This window comes from Nocardia sp. CA-145437, assembly GCF_050956485.1.
Taxonomy (GTDB): domain Bacteria; phylum Actinomycetota; class Actinomycetes; order Mycobacteriales; family Mycobacteriaceae; genus Nocardia.
This window is the reverse complement of the sequence record NZ_CP191204.1, coordinates 5573248-5589079: the sequence shown is the minus strand read 5'-3', so window position 1 is coordinate 5589079 and position 15832 is coordinate 5573248. Positions and strand designations below refer to the sequence as shown.

The following is a 15832-nucleotide window of genomic DNA, read 5'->3' as shown; positions in this document are numbered from 1 at the left end:
TACGTAGTACCCTACGTTCATGAAGGCCAAAACGAGCGTGTACCTGGATCCCGAGCAGGCTGCCCGTCTCAAAGAGGCTGCCGAAGCAGCGGGGCGATCGGAAGCCGATCTGATCCGCGAGGGGATAGACCTGGTATTGATGCGGGCGCACCGGGTACGGCGCACCCGTCCCTGGCCGTCGTTCGATTCCGGCGATCCTCGGTTTGCCGCCAACAGTGAGGACTTGCTCGGCGAGGCATACGGCGAGTGAGCTTCTTCGTCGCCGATACTTCGGCCATCATCGCTGCCTACGATCGCGCCGCGGACCTGCACGAGCGGGCCCGTGAATTCCTCGCCACCTCCGTCGCGGTTGTCTCGCCGCTCGTGCTGGACGAGGTCGATCATCTGCTGGTCGCGCGATTCGGAAAAGACCGCCGCGTAGCCGATCTCGTACTCGACGATCTGCTCACCTCCGCCGAGGAGGGCGCGGTGCTCGTGCCACCGGTGGACCGCGATGACCTCCGGGTCGCCCAGAAGATCATCGAGCAGTATCGCGGCCTGCGGCTCGATCTGGCCGATGCGGTGACTGTCGTGCTCGCCGAGCGTTACCTCACCAACGACGTACTGACCTTGGATGAGAAGGACTTTCGTGCCGTGCGGCCATTGACCCCGGCTCATTCGTCGTTCCGGCTCTTGCTCCAGGGCGATTGAACCGCTGACAAACCGCGGTCGGGTGCCGGCCGCGCGGATCGTGATGTGCGGCCCGACGAATCGCCGGGCCGCACCTGTTTCTTCGCACCAGGCAGGTTGTCGTTCGGGATGCGGTTGGGGATGGCATCGAACTCGGCCAGGCCACCTGGGCCCAAAATGATCGCCCGATGCGGGATGCCCGGGATTCGATCAATGCTCCGGTGTCTGGTCCGCTTGGGCCAAGATCGCCAAGGCGGTCTCGCCCTGAGTCCGGTGTTGGCGTGACAGCGTGCGCCACGCGGAATGCTCGGGTACGAGTTGGGTTGCCAGCATGGAGATTCGACGCCGGTCGGAGCCGGCGAAGTCGGCACGTTCCGCGAACGGATCCGCGATGCATGCCAGCAGTGCCGCGGCGTCGTAAAGGTGCCGGTCCCGATCCCGGGAATCCGTCGTGTAAGCCGCTGACTTGAGAATCACGGCACCGAACGGGCGCGGCACGGAGATCTCTGCGACCACCCCCGCTGTTATCTCGATGCGTGCGTTGATGGTTCGGCGTAGCGCTTGGGTGCCACCTTCGATGCGGACCATGTCGCGGCCGCGGAGTCGTTCGACAACCTTGGGCGCCGGATGATCGGAGATCAAGACATCGACGTGATCTTCGGTCGGGGCACCAGCGACGAGGTCGACGGTTGTTGTTCCGCGTACGAACCGGTGCGCCGTGTTGTTGCGTGGGCCGATGGAGGGCTGCAGTCGGTACCCGAGGCTTTCGAGCGCGGTCGCCGCGGCAGCCGGAATTCCACGCTGGGTCTCGATGTGCAGCACGATATCCACGTCGTTGGTTGGGCGAACGACGCCGATTCCGTAGTGGATTGTGTGCAGTTGGGTCATGAGTCCGCCGACCAAGGTCCAGTTGTCACGTGGGAGCGCGGTGGCCAGTTCGGCAACATTGGGCCACGGTGTCGGCCAGCCGCCGGGGAAGGAGGCGATGTCGATCGTCGGTCGCTCGGGTTGATCGCTCATCGGTATGCCTCCAGCATCTCGGCGAGAGCGCGCTGGCCGACCCCCCGAATTCGGGGGTCGAGCACGGTCGCGGCGTCGAGCGCCGCGACGACGGCGCTTGTGGAAACGAGCTTGCGGACTTGGTTGAAGTCGAAGTTGGTGACACGCAGGGTGATGTCACCGGAGGACTCGATGCGGAGACCGAGAGTCCGAATCGCGTTGTCGAGGTCTGATGCGGCGATGTAGCCGTCGATTCGGGCTTCTCCGCTGTCGACGATACCGAGAGCATTCATATTGGGGCGCACGACGATTGCGCGAAGCCGGGGCATCGCGGCGCGGTGAGCTGCGAATGTTTGCACGTGCGCGCGGTCGCGGACCCGTGAAACCAGGTCGCTCGGGTCTACCAGTTCCCGGAGCGTGCGTCGGATCCGTGAGGCCTGGGTAGGGCCGAGCCAGTCAGCCTCTTCGCCGGAGAGGAGTGCGATCGCCCCCCACGCCGTATGCTCCGCCCACGAGCGGGTTCGACCTTGACGCTGCGACATCAGGTAGCGATCCACCGAGTCGCGCTCGAGCACTCCGCGGGCGACTTGGGTCAGGCGTCCGGAGTTTGCGAGGCGACGGACGTGCCGAATCGAAATCCCTAGCAGTGCCGCCGCTACTTCGAGGCTGACGAAGTCGCTCTCAGTCATGACAGATAATGTCCCATTTCGGACCTAATCTGTAAAGTGTATCGGCATCGCCGGCGCGAACGCCATGTCGCAGGCCGCCGCCCCGGCCAGGATGTCCGGCTCGTCTATCAGGGCCCACCCGGTTCGCATGCTGGTCGGCCAGCTCCACCGAACGGCATAGCCGCAGATCGATGGGCTGCGGCTTTGTTGCGTTTCGGAACAGGCTGCCGCGCATCCGATCTCGGACGACGGAGTCGATGTCAATAATTTGCCGGACACCAGTCCTTTATTTACGTAGGTGACGGCTTGCGGTGGGGTGGGATGCCTAGCGTGCCGCGCATGACAAAGAGATATCTACTCGCGCTGGCGGTCATGCTGGGCCTCGCCTCCTTGGTGATGCCACAGGCGAGCGCGGCCCCGTCGAGCAACAACTGCGCGCAGCTCGACCGTTCACTGCAGTGGTACGGCGACAACGCCTCGAAACTGCAGCAGCTGGTCGACGAGTACGGCAAGTGCAACAAGGCGGTTCACGGCAACAAGCACCCGGTTGCCACGTTCGACTGGGACAACACGACGATCAAGAACGACGCGGGCGACGCCACCACGTTCTGGATCCTGCGTAATGACAAGGTGTTGCAGCCTCCGAACAAGGACTGGACGCAGACCAGCCCGTACCTGACCAAGGATGCCGCCGCGGCGCTGTCCCAGGCGTGCGGCACCACCGTCGCCGCCGGTCAGCCGCTGCCGACCAGCACGAACACCGCGTGCGCGGATGAGCTGTACACGGTGTACAACGACACCACGACGACCACCGGTAAGCCCGCGTTCGCCGGTTGGAATCAGCGCCGCACGGAAGCCTCCTACGCGTGGGTGAACAACCTGCTCTCCGGCTACAACGACGAGACCGTGACCAAGTTCGCCGAGGCCGCCCGCGCGGAGAACCTCGCCAATCCGGTCGGCGCCACGCAGATGGTGGGCACCAAGAAGGTCGTGGCCTGGGTCCGCTACTACGACCAGATGGCCGATCTCTACCGCACCCTGCAGAAGGAGGGCTTCGACGTCTGGGTGATCACCGCCTCGCCGCAGGCCGTGATCGAGGCCTGGGCGCCGCATCTGGGTGTGCAGCGCAATCACATCGTGGGAATCCAGAACGTCATGGACCACGGAGTGCGCAGCTACCACACCGTCGGCTGCGGCGGTTCCGGTGAGGATCAGGCCATTACCTACCTCGATGGCAAGCGCTGCTTCATCAACGAGCGGGTCTTCGGCGTCACCGGCGCGGCCGCGTGGGAGCGCCAGGACAACCGCCAGGTCTTCGCGGCGGGCGACTCCACCACCGACGCCACCTTCGTTCGCGACGCGACCGCGCTGCGCTTGGTGATCAACCGGAACAAGACCGAGCTGATGTGCCCCGCGTACTTCAACGGCGACGGCAAGTGGCTGGTCAACCCCATGTTCATCGAGCCCAAGGCGCAGAAGACCTCGCTGTACCCGTGCTCCACCAAGGGCTACACCAACCCCGACGGAAGCGGTGCCCCCGCGAAGGACGACACCACCGGCGCGGTCATCCCTGACCAGGCGGACAAGGTCTACTGAGCTAGGACGCCCCCACCGGCCGGGCTCGGCGAGATCGCCGAGCCCGGCTCTTTTCGTATCCGGGTACCGCGACGGCACGCTGTTACCGGCACGGTGCCGGAGCCGAGAGAAAGCCTCAGCGCGTGGACACCACCGACACCGAGCCGGAGCGGGAGTTCGCGACGTACAGGCGGCCGTCGGCGGCCATGACGAGCCCTTCGGGTTCCTGTTCGACGCGGATCTGGTCGACGAGCTTCGCGGTGGCGGTGTCCACGACCATGACGGTGGCGGTGGCTTCGGAGGCGATGTAGGCGCGGGAGCCGTCGGCGGACAGGGCGACGCCGGACAGGCGGGAGTCGAAATCTATGCTGCCGGTGACTGTTTCGGTGGCGGTGTCGATGAAGAAGGCCCGGTTGGCGGTCCAGGTTGTCACCGCGGCCCGGCGGCCGTCGGCGGACAGGGCCAGATCGCGGGTGCGGACTCCGACATCGATGCCGGTGACCGCGCCGGTCGCCGAGTGGTAGACGGAGATGTCGTTCTTCTTCTGGTTCATCAGGCTGTATTCGGCGATGAACAGTTTGCTCGAATCCGGTAGCGGCAAGGTCTTGCCCGGGGATTGCGGAATCGGGATGCGTTCGCCGACACGGGAGTTCGTCTCCGCGTCGAAGAGGGCGAGGTTGTTGCCATCGGGGACGTAGACCAGGCGGCTGTCGGGGGAGACGTCCGGCCGTTTGGGGGAATCGACCGGCCCCAGGGTTCCGATCTCGGCGCCGGTGGTGGCGTCCAGAACGCGAATCACCTTGCGGGCGAGCGAGGGTGCGTAGATGCGTCTGCCGTCGGGGGCCACGGTGGCCTGTTCGAACACCGCCAGATCGAGCTTCAGGGTCCGGGTGACGACGCCGGTCGCGAGTCCGACGAATTCCACGGTGCCGCCGCCCAGAACGAACAGCTGTTTGCCGTCGGCCGACAGGGCCACGGAGGTCGGGAGGCCGGTGACCGGAATTCGGGTCGCGCGCGGCGCGGCCGCCGTCGATGGCGCACTCGAAGGCGTTGTGGCCGTTGACGTCCCAGAATCGCGCACAGCGGAATAGCTGAGCCCGCCCGCCACCGCGAGCAGTACGGTCGCCAGGACCGCGAGGACGATCATGCCCGCCCGCGTGCGGCGCGGTGGGAGCTCCGGCTCGGTCGCCGCGGCGTGCAGAGTGAGGTCCGAGACCTCTCGCGTGACCGCCCGGGTGCCATCGGCCACCTCGGCGGGGAGCCACTCCGCCGCCGCGCGAGGCGAGCGGTTCAGGACCGCGAGCAGGTCAGCGGGTCGTGGCCGGTCGCCGGGGTCGATCGACAGGCATTGCGCGACAAGGTCACCCAGTGATCCGGGCGGCAATCCCGACAGGTCCGGCTTGCCGGTCGCGACCCGCATGAGCAGTGCCGCCGCGTCGCCGGTTCCGAAGGGTCCTCGGCCGCAGGCCGCGTACAGCAGCACCGACCCCAGGGAGAACACATCCCCGGCGGGACCGACGAACTCACCCCGCGCCTGTTCCGGAGACATGTATCCGGGCGTACCGATCACCCCGCCGGTCACCGTGACCGTCGCGCCGTCGCCGAGCGACTGCGCGATCCCGAAGTCGATGACACGCGGCCCGTCCGCCGCGATCAGCACATTCGACGGCTTCAGATCCCGGTGCACCACCTGCGCGGCATGGATGGCCTGTAACGCCTCGGCCATGCCGCGCGCCAGCTCCCACACCGAATCGACCGGCAGCGGACCGTATTTCGTGACCACCTCGTCCAGCGCGGGTGCCGGGATGTATTCGCTCGCACTCCACGGCAGCGGCCCCTCGACATCGGCGTCCACCACGGCCGGCGTGTGGAATCCGCCCACCGCCCGCGCGGCCGCCACCTCGCGGGCGAAGCGCTGCCGGAACGCCGGGTCGCGGGCCAGATGCGGATGCACCACCTTCACCGCGACCAGCCTGCGGCCCGGCGACACGGCGAGGAAGACCTCACCCATACCGCCCGACCCGAGCCTGCCGAGCACGCGATACCGGCCGATGCGGCGCGGATCGTCGGCGGCCGGGGGCTCGATCACCCGGTGTGCTGGCGTGTTCATGCGGTGAGGGCGTAGACGTTTCGGTCATCGCAGCTCAGGAACACGCTTCCCGAGCCGAAGGTGACGCGGCCGATCTTGTCCGGTGCGGTGAAACTCCAGCGCTGCTCGCCGGTGGCGCTGTCGAGCGCGTGCAGAACTTTCGCGGTGACGACATAGACGGAGTCCGTGCCCGCCGCGATCGTGACGGACAGCGGTTCGTCCGCGCGGTACAGCCAGCGCACGGTGCCCTCGGCGACGTCGAATCCGTAGGCGCGGTCGTAGTCCACGATGGAGACCGTGCCGCTACGCACCGTGGTCGCGAAGCCGCCGTAGTGGTCGAACTTCCACTTCTCGGCGCCGGTGGCGAGATCGAAGGCGCGGAAAGCGGACCCGGCCGCCATGAAGATCGTGCTATCGGCGATGACCGGCGTCTCCAGCCGGGAGAATTCGAGCTTCGCATCGCCTTTCCGCCAGCGCTCCGCACCGGTCGCGGCATCCAGCGCGCAGAGTTGGGAGCGACCGGTCACGGTGGCGACCACGCCGTCCGCGGCGGAGACCCGGCTGATGAAGAGATCCTCACCGCCCAGCGCATTCCAGCGCTGGACGCCGGTGGCGGCGTCGTAAGCGACGATGCCGTCGCCGCGCGCGGTCGACATCACACCGAACACGAGCCCGCCGTCGGCCGCGACAGCGCCCGTGATGTTCGCATTGCTCCATAACCGGGCGCCTGTGGTGGCATCGAACGCGAACAGCCCGTTGATGTTGGTGGCGAACACTTTTCCGCCCGACATCACCGGTCCGTGCGAGAGCTCCTGTTGCATGGGAGATTTCCATCGCGTCGCGCCGGACCCGATGTCGAGTGCGTACAACGACCCGTCGATGCTGCCGGCGTAGACCGAATTCGCGTCCGCCGCCACCGGATCGACCGCGCGGTCGGCGCCGACGAAGGCTCCGATATCGCTCTTCCACCGCAGCGCGCCACCCGGACTCGCCACCGCGGCAGGCGCTGTGGACCGCACGCCATTCACGATCAGCCTCCCCGCGCCGAACGACCCCGCCAGGACCGCCGCCGCGCCGACGACGGCCGAGACCACCACCGTGCGGCGGCTCATCGGCCGTGCCGGCTCCAGCGGCTCGATCGCCGGCGGTACGGCCACCGCCCGCAGCATCGGTGGCGGTAGCCAGCCGGTCGGACTCGGCTCCGATCGGTGATCGGCCAGCGCGGCCAGCAGGTCCGCGGTGCTCGGCCGGGCATCCGGATCCTTGTGCAGACAGGCCGTGATGATCCGGTACAGCCTGCCCTCGCGCAGCCCGCCGAGATCGGGTTTGTTGTGCGCCACCCGCATCATGACCAGCGCGGACGTCTTGTCCTCGAACGGTCCGTGCCCGGTGGCGGCGAAGGTGAGCACCGACCCGAGCGAGAAGACATCGCCCGCCGGACCGACCTCGCCGTCGAGCACATGCTCCGGCGACATGTACCCGGGCGTGCCGATGATCGAGCCGGTGGCCGTCATCGACTGCGTCTCGGCGACCAGCTTGGCGATGCCGAAATCGATGACACGCGGCCCGGATTCGGTGAGCAGCACATTGCCCGGCGTCAGATCGCGATGGGTGACGCCCGCCTCGTGGATGGCGAGGAGCGCCTCGACGACTCCCGCCGCCAGCTCCTCCACCGACGCTTCCGGTAGCGGGCCGAAATCGGTCACCACGTGTTTCAAGGACAGTCCGGCGATGAAATCGGTGGCCAGCCAGGGCTGCGCCGCCTCACAGTCGGCGTCGACCACGGCGGCCGTGTAGAAGCCGCCGACCGCTCGCGCCGCCTGGATCTCGCGGGCGAAGCGGGCGCGAAACTCACTGTCGCGGGCCAGATGCCGGTGCACCACCTTGAGCGCGACCTGCCGTCCGCCCGGCGACCGCCCGAGCAGCACCTCACCCATGCCACCGGATCCCAGCCGGCCGATCACCCGGTAGGGGCCGACGGTGCGCGCCGATTCCGCTGTCACCGAAGCCGATCCAGCATGGTGCGCGCCTGAGCCTCGGCGGCCTTGCGCACATCCTCACGGGTGGTGTGCAGACCGAGGCCGGACACCTTGAACGTGGTGCGCAACCGCAGATTCTCGTCGAATACCTCCACCACCGCCGTGAGATAGGTGCTGGTGGCGTTGCCGATGTCCTCCACCGTGAAATACGCGGAACCACCCAGGCCGGAAATCGCGCCCGCGGTCGTATTCGCGGGTGGCGTAGCGATGGTGCCGGCCTTCAGTTCGTCGAAGATCCCCGGGTCATCCTGCGCTTCGTAGGCGGCCTGCCCGGTCAACGAGGCGTTCTCGAAATCGGCCGAGCATTCGAGGCTGCCGGTGTTCCCCGCGTTCCGCTCCTCGTGGACCGGCTTGCCCTTCGCCGGAAACCCCATCTTCTCGATCGCGGAGAAGTCCAGCGCCTCACAGGAATTGGCGACCTTGCCGGGCTGGTACCTGCCCGGCTTCTCACGCAAGGGCCCACCCGGCTGATACGCGGTGGTCGTCCCGGCGGTGTTCGTGCTGCCACCGCCGCCCGTCAGCGCCACCACCGCGAACACGACGGTCGCGACGAGCAGCGTCGCGCACACCGCCGCGATCACCCACGGCAACCGGTTGCCGGACGACACCGGAGGCCGGTCCATCACTTCAGCCTCCCGAGCACGGTGCGGGCCTGCGTCTGGCAGATCTCCGCGAGCTTGTCGCGGCCGGTGCCGTTGTCCTCGGACAGGTTCACGTCCACGATGACGACCACGTTCGCCTTCAGGAAGCCGAGCTGGCAGCCGATCTGCTGGGTATCGCCCTTGTTCGGTTCGTGGATGACCTGGTACGCGTCCTCACCGATTCCCGGCACCTTGGCGGTGGTCACGCCGGATCCCGTGGTGCCCAGACCGTCCGCCCGATGGCCGTCGTAGAGCTGGTGGATCATGTCCATGTGGTCGGAGACCTCGATGTGGAGCAGGACGAAGCCGTGATCGTTGAGCGGCATGCACTCCAGCGAATCCGCGACCTGCGGCAACTCGATCTTGTCGCCCTGCGGGCTCTTGTAGGGCTTGCCGATGTACTTCTCGAGGGCGGTGAAGTCGAGCAGCGCGCAGGCGTCGCCGAGGCCGGCGCTGGTGTACTTCACCGCCGGATCCGCCGTGCCGCTGGAAGTTCCGCCGGGGCTCGCCGTGCCGCCGTCGTCGCGGGTGGCGAGAACGATGCCGACGGTCGCGAGGATCGCCACGATCAGGGCCGCGCAGACGGCAGCGAGGATCCACGGCAGACGGCTACGCGAATCATGCGGTGCGGAAGAATATTCCGGACTACGCGCCGTCGCCGAGTCGGTCGGCAATCGGCGGGTGGTCTGATCCGGGAAGGGCGTCGGCTCCGGCGGGAACGGCGCCTGCACCGCCGGCACGGGTGCGGCCAGCGCCCGCGCGAGATCGGCGGCGTTCGGCCTGCGGCTCGCATCGCCGGATAGACAGTCGCCCACTGTGCTTCGCAGTCCCGGTGGTGCCGCGGCCAATCCGCCGTCGGCCGGCATGCGGCCGGTCGCGGCGAAGACCAGCACCGCCGCGAGCGCGAATACGTCGTCGCCCTGTTCCGCATCGGCGGGCGGCCGGGCGGTGCCCAGCCGCGGCCCGTCCGGAGACATCAGCACCGTCTCCGGACGCAGATCTCCGAATACCTGACGCAGCGCGTGCATCGCCGCGAGCGCTTCGGCCAGCCGCGTTCCCATGACCCGCACCGTGAACTCGGGCATGGGACCGTATTCGGCGATCTGCCGTGCCAAGGTCGGTTCGGCCGGACCGCCGTCGGGGGCCTCCGAGGTCCGAGTCGAATCACCGGGACCCACCGGCTGTCGCTCATCCTCGGTTTCCGCGTGCTCACTACCTGCCATGGTCAAGTCCTCCCTCCTGACCGCGCTGTCCAGCGCCGGGCCACCGTACCGCGAATGCCCGAATCCGGCATGGAGGATTACGTGACGGCATCGCATTCGCCGTCGCGGCAGGGTTGCCGAACCGCCGATCAATTGTCCTGGCCGTCAATCGGTTTCACATCGGAGGTGCGGGTTGCCGGGTGTAGCGGATGGCTTGCGGTGCGGTAATGTCTCTGACCAGCTGAGTTCTCTAGATCGGAGCGGGTTGGTGAGTGCGGTGATGTCCCCGGTGCAGCAGGGACAGCCTCGGTCCAAGCGGGTGTGGATCGTCGGGGCGGTGGTGCTGGGAGTCGCGATCGCGGCCGGTGCGGTCTTCCTGATCACGTCCGGCTCTTCCGACGAGGCGGCCGCGGGGCCGACCTACCACGACACGAGCGACGAGTGCACGCTGGTCTCCGCCGCGCTGCTGAGCCGCTACACCCCTGGGGCGCAGTGCAGACGCACCCCGACGATGACGCTCAACCCCGACGAGGTCACCCACACGCCGAGTTGGACGACGGCCGATTCCGTGACGCATCCGGTCAGCATCCAGGTGGTCCTGCGCATGGCCGCCGGCTCGCCCGCGATGTACAGCCGTGCTCAGAGCTCGCTCTCCGATGTGTATCAGCCGCAGCTCAACGAGTCGAAGTCCATCGAGATCACTCCCGCCGAACTCGGGTCGAAGGTGCAGTCGGCCGTCATGGTCAGCGGTAGTCCGAAGGCGATTCCGGGTCGTTCCGACGCGCGACTCATCCTGCGTTCGGGTAATGCCGTCGTGGATGTCGTCGTCAACGACTGGAACGGCGCGGCCGCCTCGGAAGCGGCGGCGAAGGCGATCGCGGCGGACGTCGTAGCCAATCTGCATTAAAACGCAGGAGGGTTCGGCAAAATCTGTCCGAACCCTGGTGTGACCCTTATCCCTGCAGGTAACTTTCGGCCTTGTCGTCAGTTACGCAGGAGGGGTTTGCCTTGCCCAGAACACAATTCGTCGCGGCACCACCGACGGGCAGCGAGCTCCGGCAGATCAGCGGGCCGGCCACGAACTGGATCTCGCAGCTGCGGCGCCAGCGCCGCGACCCGCACGGCGCGGCGCAGGAGGACGAGAACACCTACGGCCCGGTGCATGTGCTGAACATGTTCGGCAGCCGGTGGATCATCGCCGCCGGTCCCGATGCGGCACAGCAGGTCCTGATGAACCGGGACCGGGTGTTCGCCAACGGCCCCGCGTGGAAGCCGCTCAACGGGCCCTTCTTCGACCGCGGCCTGCTGATGCTCGACTTCGACGAGCACAAGGCGCACCGCGCGATCATGCAGCAGGCCTTCGGGCGATCGGCGCTCAATTCCTACCTGGAAGCCCTCCACACCATCGTGGAACGCCACATCGCGGAGCTGCCGGAAGGCAGTGTGGCCGAGGGCAACCCGGTGCTCATGCACAAGCGTTTGGAGCAGCTGACCCTGGATGTGGCCCTCGAGGTCTTCATGGGTGCGCGCCTGCCGCGCGCGGAGGCCGACCGGATCAGCGGCGCCATCATGGCGCTCCTGCACGCCGGCGGCGCCATGGTGCGGATATCGCTGCCCGGCAGCCGCTGGCGGAAGGGCCTGCGCGCCCGCCGCACCCTCGAAGTGTTCCTCGCCGAACGGATCACGGCCGCCCGCGACCAGCAGGGCGCCGACCTGCTGTCGGTGCTGTGTCACGCCACCGGCGAGGACGGTGAACGGTTCACCGACGAGGACGTCGTGAACCACATGGTCTTCCTCCTGGCCGCCGCCCACGACACCACCACCGGCACCCTCGCCAACATCGTCTACAACCTGGCGAAGTACCCCGACTGGCAGAAACGCGCCCGCGCCCGCTCCCTCGACATGCCCCACGAGCTCGGCTACGACGAACTCGCCGACCTCACCGAATTGGACTGGATCTTCAAGGAAACGACGCGCCTGTGCACGCCGATCCAGATCGAGCCGCGCGTAGCCGTGCGGGACACCGAGATCTGCGGCTACTTCGTCCCGGAAGGCTCGATGGTGATCGTCCCCGCCCTGGCCAACCACCATCGTCCCGAAATCTGGTCCCACCCCGAGGAGTTCGACCCGGAACGCTTCAGCGACGACCGCGCCGAACACAAACGCCACCGCATGGCCTGGGCCCCCTTCGGCGGCGGCCCCCACAAATGCCTGGGCCAGCACTTCGCCGGCCTCGAGATCAAAATGGTCCTCCACCAGCTGCTCCGCAGCTTCGAATGGGAAGTCCCGCAGGACTACATCATGCCCCTCGACATGAGCGCCACCCCGCTGCCGGAAGACTCACTCCCCGTGACCCTTCGACGACGGGGCTGACACGCCGAATCGGCTGCGGGGTGCCCGCCGGGCTTCGGCGGGCACCCCGGCCGAGGGCGCGGACTAGTCGGTCACGGTGACCGGCGGCATGGTGAATTCACCTGCCAGCACGGAGGATCCGGGGATGTAGGCGCGGGCGAACAGGATGAAGGCGTGGCCGGGGCCGGGGCCGGGGAGCCAGTTCGGCTGCTTGTCGGCGGCGGGTTCGGTGGCTTGGATACGGATGTCGAAGCTACCGTCGGGATGGGTGACCAAGCCGGGAGTGTTGTTCGCGATGTGGTAGCGGTTGATCGGGTTCTTGGTGAGGAACTGGCCGTTCTGCTGGACCTCGTAAAGGGTGACCGACCAGAACGCCTTGGACGGGATGCCGCCGGAGGGCAGGCGCAGGGTGTAGGCGCGGTCACCGGTCATGTAGTTGCCGGAGCTGTCGGTGAACGTGATCCAGTAGTTGGCTTCCTCGCGGCGCAGGCCGAGCATGCCCGTTCCGCTGCCCAATGAGCTGGCGCGCAAGGCGTAGTCGCGTTGTTCGGTGGTGCCAAGTAGGGATCCGGGCGGGCTGTAGTCGACCCAGCCTTTGGCTTTGGCGGTCTGGGCGGCATATTGGGCCATGTAGTTGCCCAACGTGGGATAGAGCTCCTGCCACGCCTGTTGGGTCGGCTTCGGGATCTTGTCGAAAGTGCAATCCGCACCACAGATTCCGACCTTGCGGAACTTCTTGATCAGGGAATCGTCGTAGCTCGGTGGCGGATTCAGTTCCAGCATCTGGTTGACCACGGCGAGGTAGTTCTCCGGGCCCGTGCCAGGCGCGACCCGGCGGACCGAGGCGCCGGCCGAATACCCCGGTGCCGGTGTGATGGTGAATCCGTCCTGGACGGCGTTGACCGCGGCCTGGTCGTCGGGCCCGGTCGTCTGAACGCGGAGGTTGACGTAGACGTCGTTGGTGGACGAACGCACCACCGAGACCCCTTCGGGCGCTTGACCGTTCCACTTCGGGCCGACCAGGAGGACACGCTTCGCCGCGGTGCCGGTCGCCCGGGTTCCGCCGTAATAGAAGGTGTTGGAGTAGAAGTCGATGAGGGTCAGTGCGTAATACCGGCTGCCGGTGTCGGGCGTATCGAGGAAGACCGGTCCCGCGGCGAGATCGATCCACGCCGTCGAGTAGAGCGCGTCGACCAGCGGTGCGTTGGCCCAGGTGTCGTTCGGTCCCGCCACCGACCGCGAGTGCGCGTAATGGTTGAGCGTGGTGCTGGTGCGTCCGCCGGTGGTCTCGAGCGCGTTCCATCGCAGCTTCGACAGGAAGTAGAGGGGGAACGCGTAGTCGTAGGCCTCGCGGATGGTGGTTTCCCGATGCGGTTCGGGACCGTTCGCGTCGGGTTCGTCGGCGCCCGCGGGCGCGGCGAGGGTCGCGAGTGTGGCGGCGGCGAGCGCACCCGCCAAGCCGCGTGCGACCAGCGAGATGACGGCCCTGCGGCCTCTGATGATTCTCATGTGGACCACTCCTGAGAGGTTAAGTCGAGCGCCTTAAGGCATATGACTTAACTCGGGTGGTCGTCAACGGCGGAACTGCTGTACGGGCCACGGTCTTGACAGCTCGGTCGAGCAGGGGATGCGGTCACTCTCCGCTGGCGGCGCCGATCAGGAAGGGCCACGGCCAATCGGGCTCGGGTGTCGTGCCGGGCAGCTCGGCGAGGAGGGCGTCGGCGGCCTCCGAAACCGGCGCGGTGAGCATGCCGATGGTGGCGTCGATGATGTTGACGGTGAACAGTGCGCTGCGGGTGCCGTCCGCCGGTCCGGCGTGCTCGAACCCGGCAAGGGCTCGGACCGCGAGCATCATGCTCAGCGACAGGCGGGTACGCAGGATCGGCAGGGGAAGGTGTGCGAGGCGATCCGCCAACGCCGCCAGCACGGCCCGCACACTGCTGGTGACAGCGGGATCGGCACTGGCAAGGGTGTGGATCCACGGCGGGGTCGACACCTGGGCCAGGAAACGAAGGTAGTAGCCCTCGGGTTGAGCAGCCTTCTCGGCGAGGGGCCGGATCAGGGCGTCGGTGAGTTCGCGGGTCTCGGCCCCCTCACCGAGAGCGCCGAGCAGCTCCCAGCGCCGCTGATTCACCTGGCCGGTGTGCTGCTCGAACAGCTCGCGAACCAGCTGTTCCCTACTGCCGAAATGGTATTGCGCGGCTGTCTTGTTGCGCTGGCCCGCGGCGGCGGTCAGCTCCCGCAGGGAGACCGCGTCGATGCCGCGCTCGGCGAACATCCGCAATGCCGTGTCGGCCAGAAGCTGCCGGGTGGAAGGGCCTTGGGACATTCAGCCATCGTAGTGATCACCGGAGCGGGCCGGCCGCCCTGACGGGATCGATGGACCGTAGTCGTCGATGGTCATGGAGTTGTAGAGGCGGCCGGTCTGGCCGGCGAGCCGTAGGAGGGCTCGGCGGGGGCGGGTGGGCAGGGCCGCGATCAGGCGGGCGCCTTGGGTCAGTCCGGTGATGCCGAGGCGGGATGCGGGGATGAGGGTTTTCGCGACGCTGAGCGCGGCTGCTCGGCTGCCCTGGATGTGGGGTGTCATCACGCGTTCGTAAGCGGCGAAAGCGCGTTCGTGGTCGCTGCGCGCTCGAGCCAGTTCGCCCGCGAGAACGTAGGCGCCGACAACTGCCAGGGTGGTGCTGCCGCCCACCGCCGGGCCGGGGCAGTAGCCCGCGTCGCCGACCAGCGTCACCCTTCCGCGCGACCAGGTGTCCAGGTGGAGTTGGGTGATCGAGTCGAAGTAGAAGGCCGGTGTGGTGTCGAGTTCGGTCAGCCAGTGGTCCACGTCCGGATGCATGTCCTGGAAGGCGTTGCGCAGCAGTTCCTTCTGCCGTGGCATATCACGGTAGTGGTAGTCGAGTTCCCGCTCACTGTGGAACAGAAACAATGCCCGTGCCTCGCCGCAATGTCGGGTGCCGTACATCCCCGCGGTCCGGCCGACGCCGACATGAATGAGCAGCTCACGATCCAGCGCGGCGGCATCGCGCAAGGTCAGAACGCCGAGGTAGGCCCCGATGAAGGTGCTGGAACCGGGTCGGTCGCCGAAAACGAGCCGCCGGACCGTGGAGTGCAGTCCGTCCGCGCCGATGACGAGGTCGAACCGGCGCGGAGCCGCATGCTCGAACCGAACCCCGCCGTCCGGCGAGAGCCCGGTGATCGAGTCCCCGAACAGGTACTCCACATCGTCACGCGTTGCGTCGTAATAGATCTCGCTCAGGTCATCCCGCATGATCTCGACATGCCGGTCGGAGGCGGCGCTGAAGATCTTGCCGAGGTCCACCTGAACCGCCCGCGACGACCTTTCCGGCCGCAAGGTCAACCGCGCAGTCCCGGTAGCGCACTCCTCGATCCGTTCCAGCACCCCCATCCTCTCCGAGATCTCCATCGCAGGCCGGAACAGATCCACCGCATGCCCCCCGGTCTTGCGCGACGTCACCGCCCGCTCCACCACGGTGACCGAAAACCCATGCCTGTTCAGCCAATACGCCAACACCGGCCCCGCGATGCCGGCCCCTGAAACGAGAATCCGCACGAAGCCCTCCTTGTGAACGAG

At 67.4% G+C, this 15832-nt stretch carries 14 protein-coding genes; 5 read left to right on the top strand and 9 right to left on the bottom strand.

The window, feature by feature from the left end; all coding sequences use genetic code 11:
• Nucleotides 1–19 precede the first annotated feature (19 nt).
• Nucleotides 20–250, top strand: a complete 231-nt coding sequence (locus ACQPYY_RS25990; RefSeq protein ID WP_433591336.1) for a ribbon-helix-helix domain-containing protein — start codon at nt 20–22, stop codon at nt 248–250.
• The gene (locus tag ACQPYY_RS25985) at nt 247–690 is read left to right on the top strand and encodes a type II toxin-antitoxin system VapC family toxin (protein WP_433591335.1); all 444 of its coding nucleotides are present in this window, start codon (nt 247–249) and stop codon (nt 688–690) included. The genes ACQPYY_RS25990 and ACQPYY_RS25985 overlap by 4 nt, the downstream gene beginning before the upstream one ends.
• A gap of 189 nt (nt 691–879) precedes the next feature.
• On the opposite strand, the gene ACQPYY_RS25980 is transcribed toward ACQPYY_RS25985, so the two are convergent.
• Together ACQPYY_RS25980 and ACQPYY_RS25975 are read right to left on the bottom strand one after the other, a co-directional pair.
• On the bottom strand, nt 880–1689 hold the full coding sequence (locus ACQPYY_RS25980) for a hypothetical protein (RefSeq protein WP_433591334.1): 810 nt from the start codon (nt 1687–1689) through the stop codon (nt 880–882).
• Complete coding sequence (locus tag ACQPYY_RS25975) at nt 1686–2357, bottom strand: helix-turn-helix domain-containing protein (RefSeq protein WP_433591333.1); 672 nt, start codon at nt 2355–2357, stop codon at nt 1686–1688. The genes ACQPYY_RS25980 and ACQPYY_RS25975 overlap by 4 nt, the downstream gene beginning before the upstream one ends.
• A gap of 318 nt (nt 2358–2675) precedes the next feature.
• Between ACQPYY_RS25975 and ACQPYY_RS25970 the strand changes: the two genes are divergently transcribed.
• The gene (locus ACQPYY_RS25970) at nt 2676–3932 is read left to right on the top strand and encodes a haloacid dehalogenase-like hydrolase (RefSeq protein ID WP_433591332.1); all 1257 of its coding nucleotides are present in this window, start codon (nt 2676–2678) and stop codon (nt 3930–3932) included.
• A 115-nt stretch (nt 3933–4047) separates the two neighbouring features.
• On the opposite strand, the gene ACQPYY_RS25965 is transcribed toward ACQPYY_RS25970, so the two are convergent.
• Genes ACQPYY_RS25965 through ACQPYY_RS25950 form a run of 4 tightly spaced genes read right to left on the bottom strand, consistent with a single transcriptional unit; the run spans nt 4048 to nt 9903 of the window.
• A complete protein-coding gene (locus ACQPYY_RS25965; RefSeq protein ID WP_433591331.1) occupies nt 4048–6021 on the bottom strand; it encodes a protein kinase domain-containing protein in 1974 nt (657 codons plus the stop codon).
• Nucleotides 6018–8003 (bottom strand): PQQ-binding-like beta-propeller repeat protein, encoded by a 1986-nt coding sequence (locus tag ACQPYY_RS25960; protein ID WP_433591330.1) that lies wholly within the window; start codon nt 8001–8003, stop codon nt 6018–6020. Before ACQPYY_RS25960 ends, ACQPYY_RS25965 begins: the two co-directional genes overlap by 4 nt.
• Nucleotides 8000–8662, bottom strand: a complete 663-nt coding sequence (locus ACQPYY_RS25955; RefSeq protein WP_433591329.1) for a hypothetical protein — start codon at nt 8660–8662, stop codon at nt 8000–8002. The genes ACQPYY_RS25960 and ACQPYY_RS25955 overlap by 4 nt, the downstream gene beginning before the upstream one ends.
• On the bottom strand, nt 8662–9903 hold the full coding sequence (locus ACQPYY_RS25950) for a hypothetical protein (protein WP_433591328.1): 1242 nt from the start codon (nt 9901–9903) through the stop codon (nt 8662–8664). Before ACQPYY_RS25950 ends, ACQPYY_RS25955 begins: the two co-directional genes overlap by 1 nt.
• 247 nt (nt 9904–10150) lie before the next feature.
• Between ACQPYY_RS25950 and ACQPYY_RS25945 the strand changes: the two genes are divergently transcribed.
• Complete coding sequence (locus ACQPYY_RS25945) at nt 10151–10789, top strand: hypothetical protein (RefSeq protein WP_433591327.1); 639 nt, start codon at nt 10151–10153, stop codon at nt 10787–10789.
• A 101-nt stretch (nt 10790–10890) separates the two neighbouring features.
• Nucleotides 10891–12255, top strand: coding sequence for a cytochrome P450 (locus tag ACQPYY_RS25940; protein WP_433591326.1), 1365 nt, complete (start codon nt 10891–10893; stop codon nt 12253–12255).
• Between the two features lie 63 nt (nt 12256–12318).
• On the opposite strand, the gene ACQPYY_RS25935 is transcribed toward ACQPYY_RS25940, so the two are convergent.
• From ACQPYY_RS25935 to ACQPYY_RS25925, 3 genes are all read right to left on the bottom strand, one after another.
• Nucleotides 12319–13743 carry a DUF1254 domain-containing protein gene (locus ACQPYY_RS25935; protein WP_433591325.1) on the bottom strand — a complete coding sequence of 475 codons (1425 nt, stop codon included), beginning with the start codon at nt 13741–13743 and terminating at the stop codon, nt 12319–12321.
• A gap of 124 nt (nt 13744–13867) precedes the next feature.
• Nucleotides 13868–14563 carry a TetR/AcrR family transcriptional regulator gene (locus tag ACQPYY_RS25930; RefSeq protein WP_433591324.1) on the bottom strand — a complete coding sequence of 232 codons (696 nt, stop codon included), beginning with the start codon at nt 14561–14563 and terminating at the stop codon, nt 13868–13870.
• The gene (locus tag ACQPYY_RS25925) at nt 14564–15811 is read right to left on the bottom strand and encodes an FAD-dependent monooxygenase (RefSeq protein ID WP_433591323.1); all 1248 of its coding nucleotides are present in this window, start codon (nt 15809–15811) and stop codon (nt 14564–14566) included.
• Nucleotides 15812–15832 lie beyond the last annotated feature (21 nt).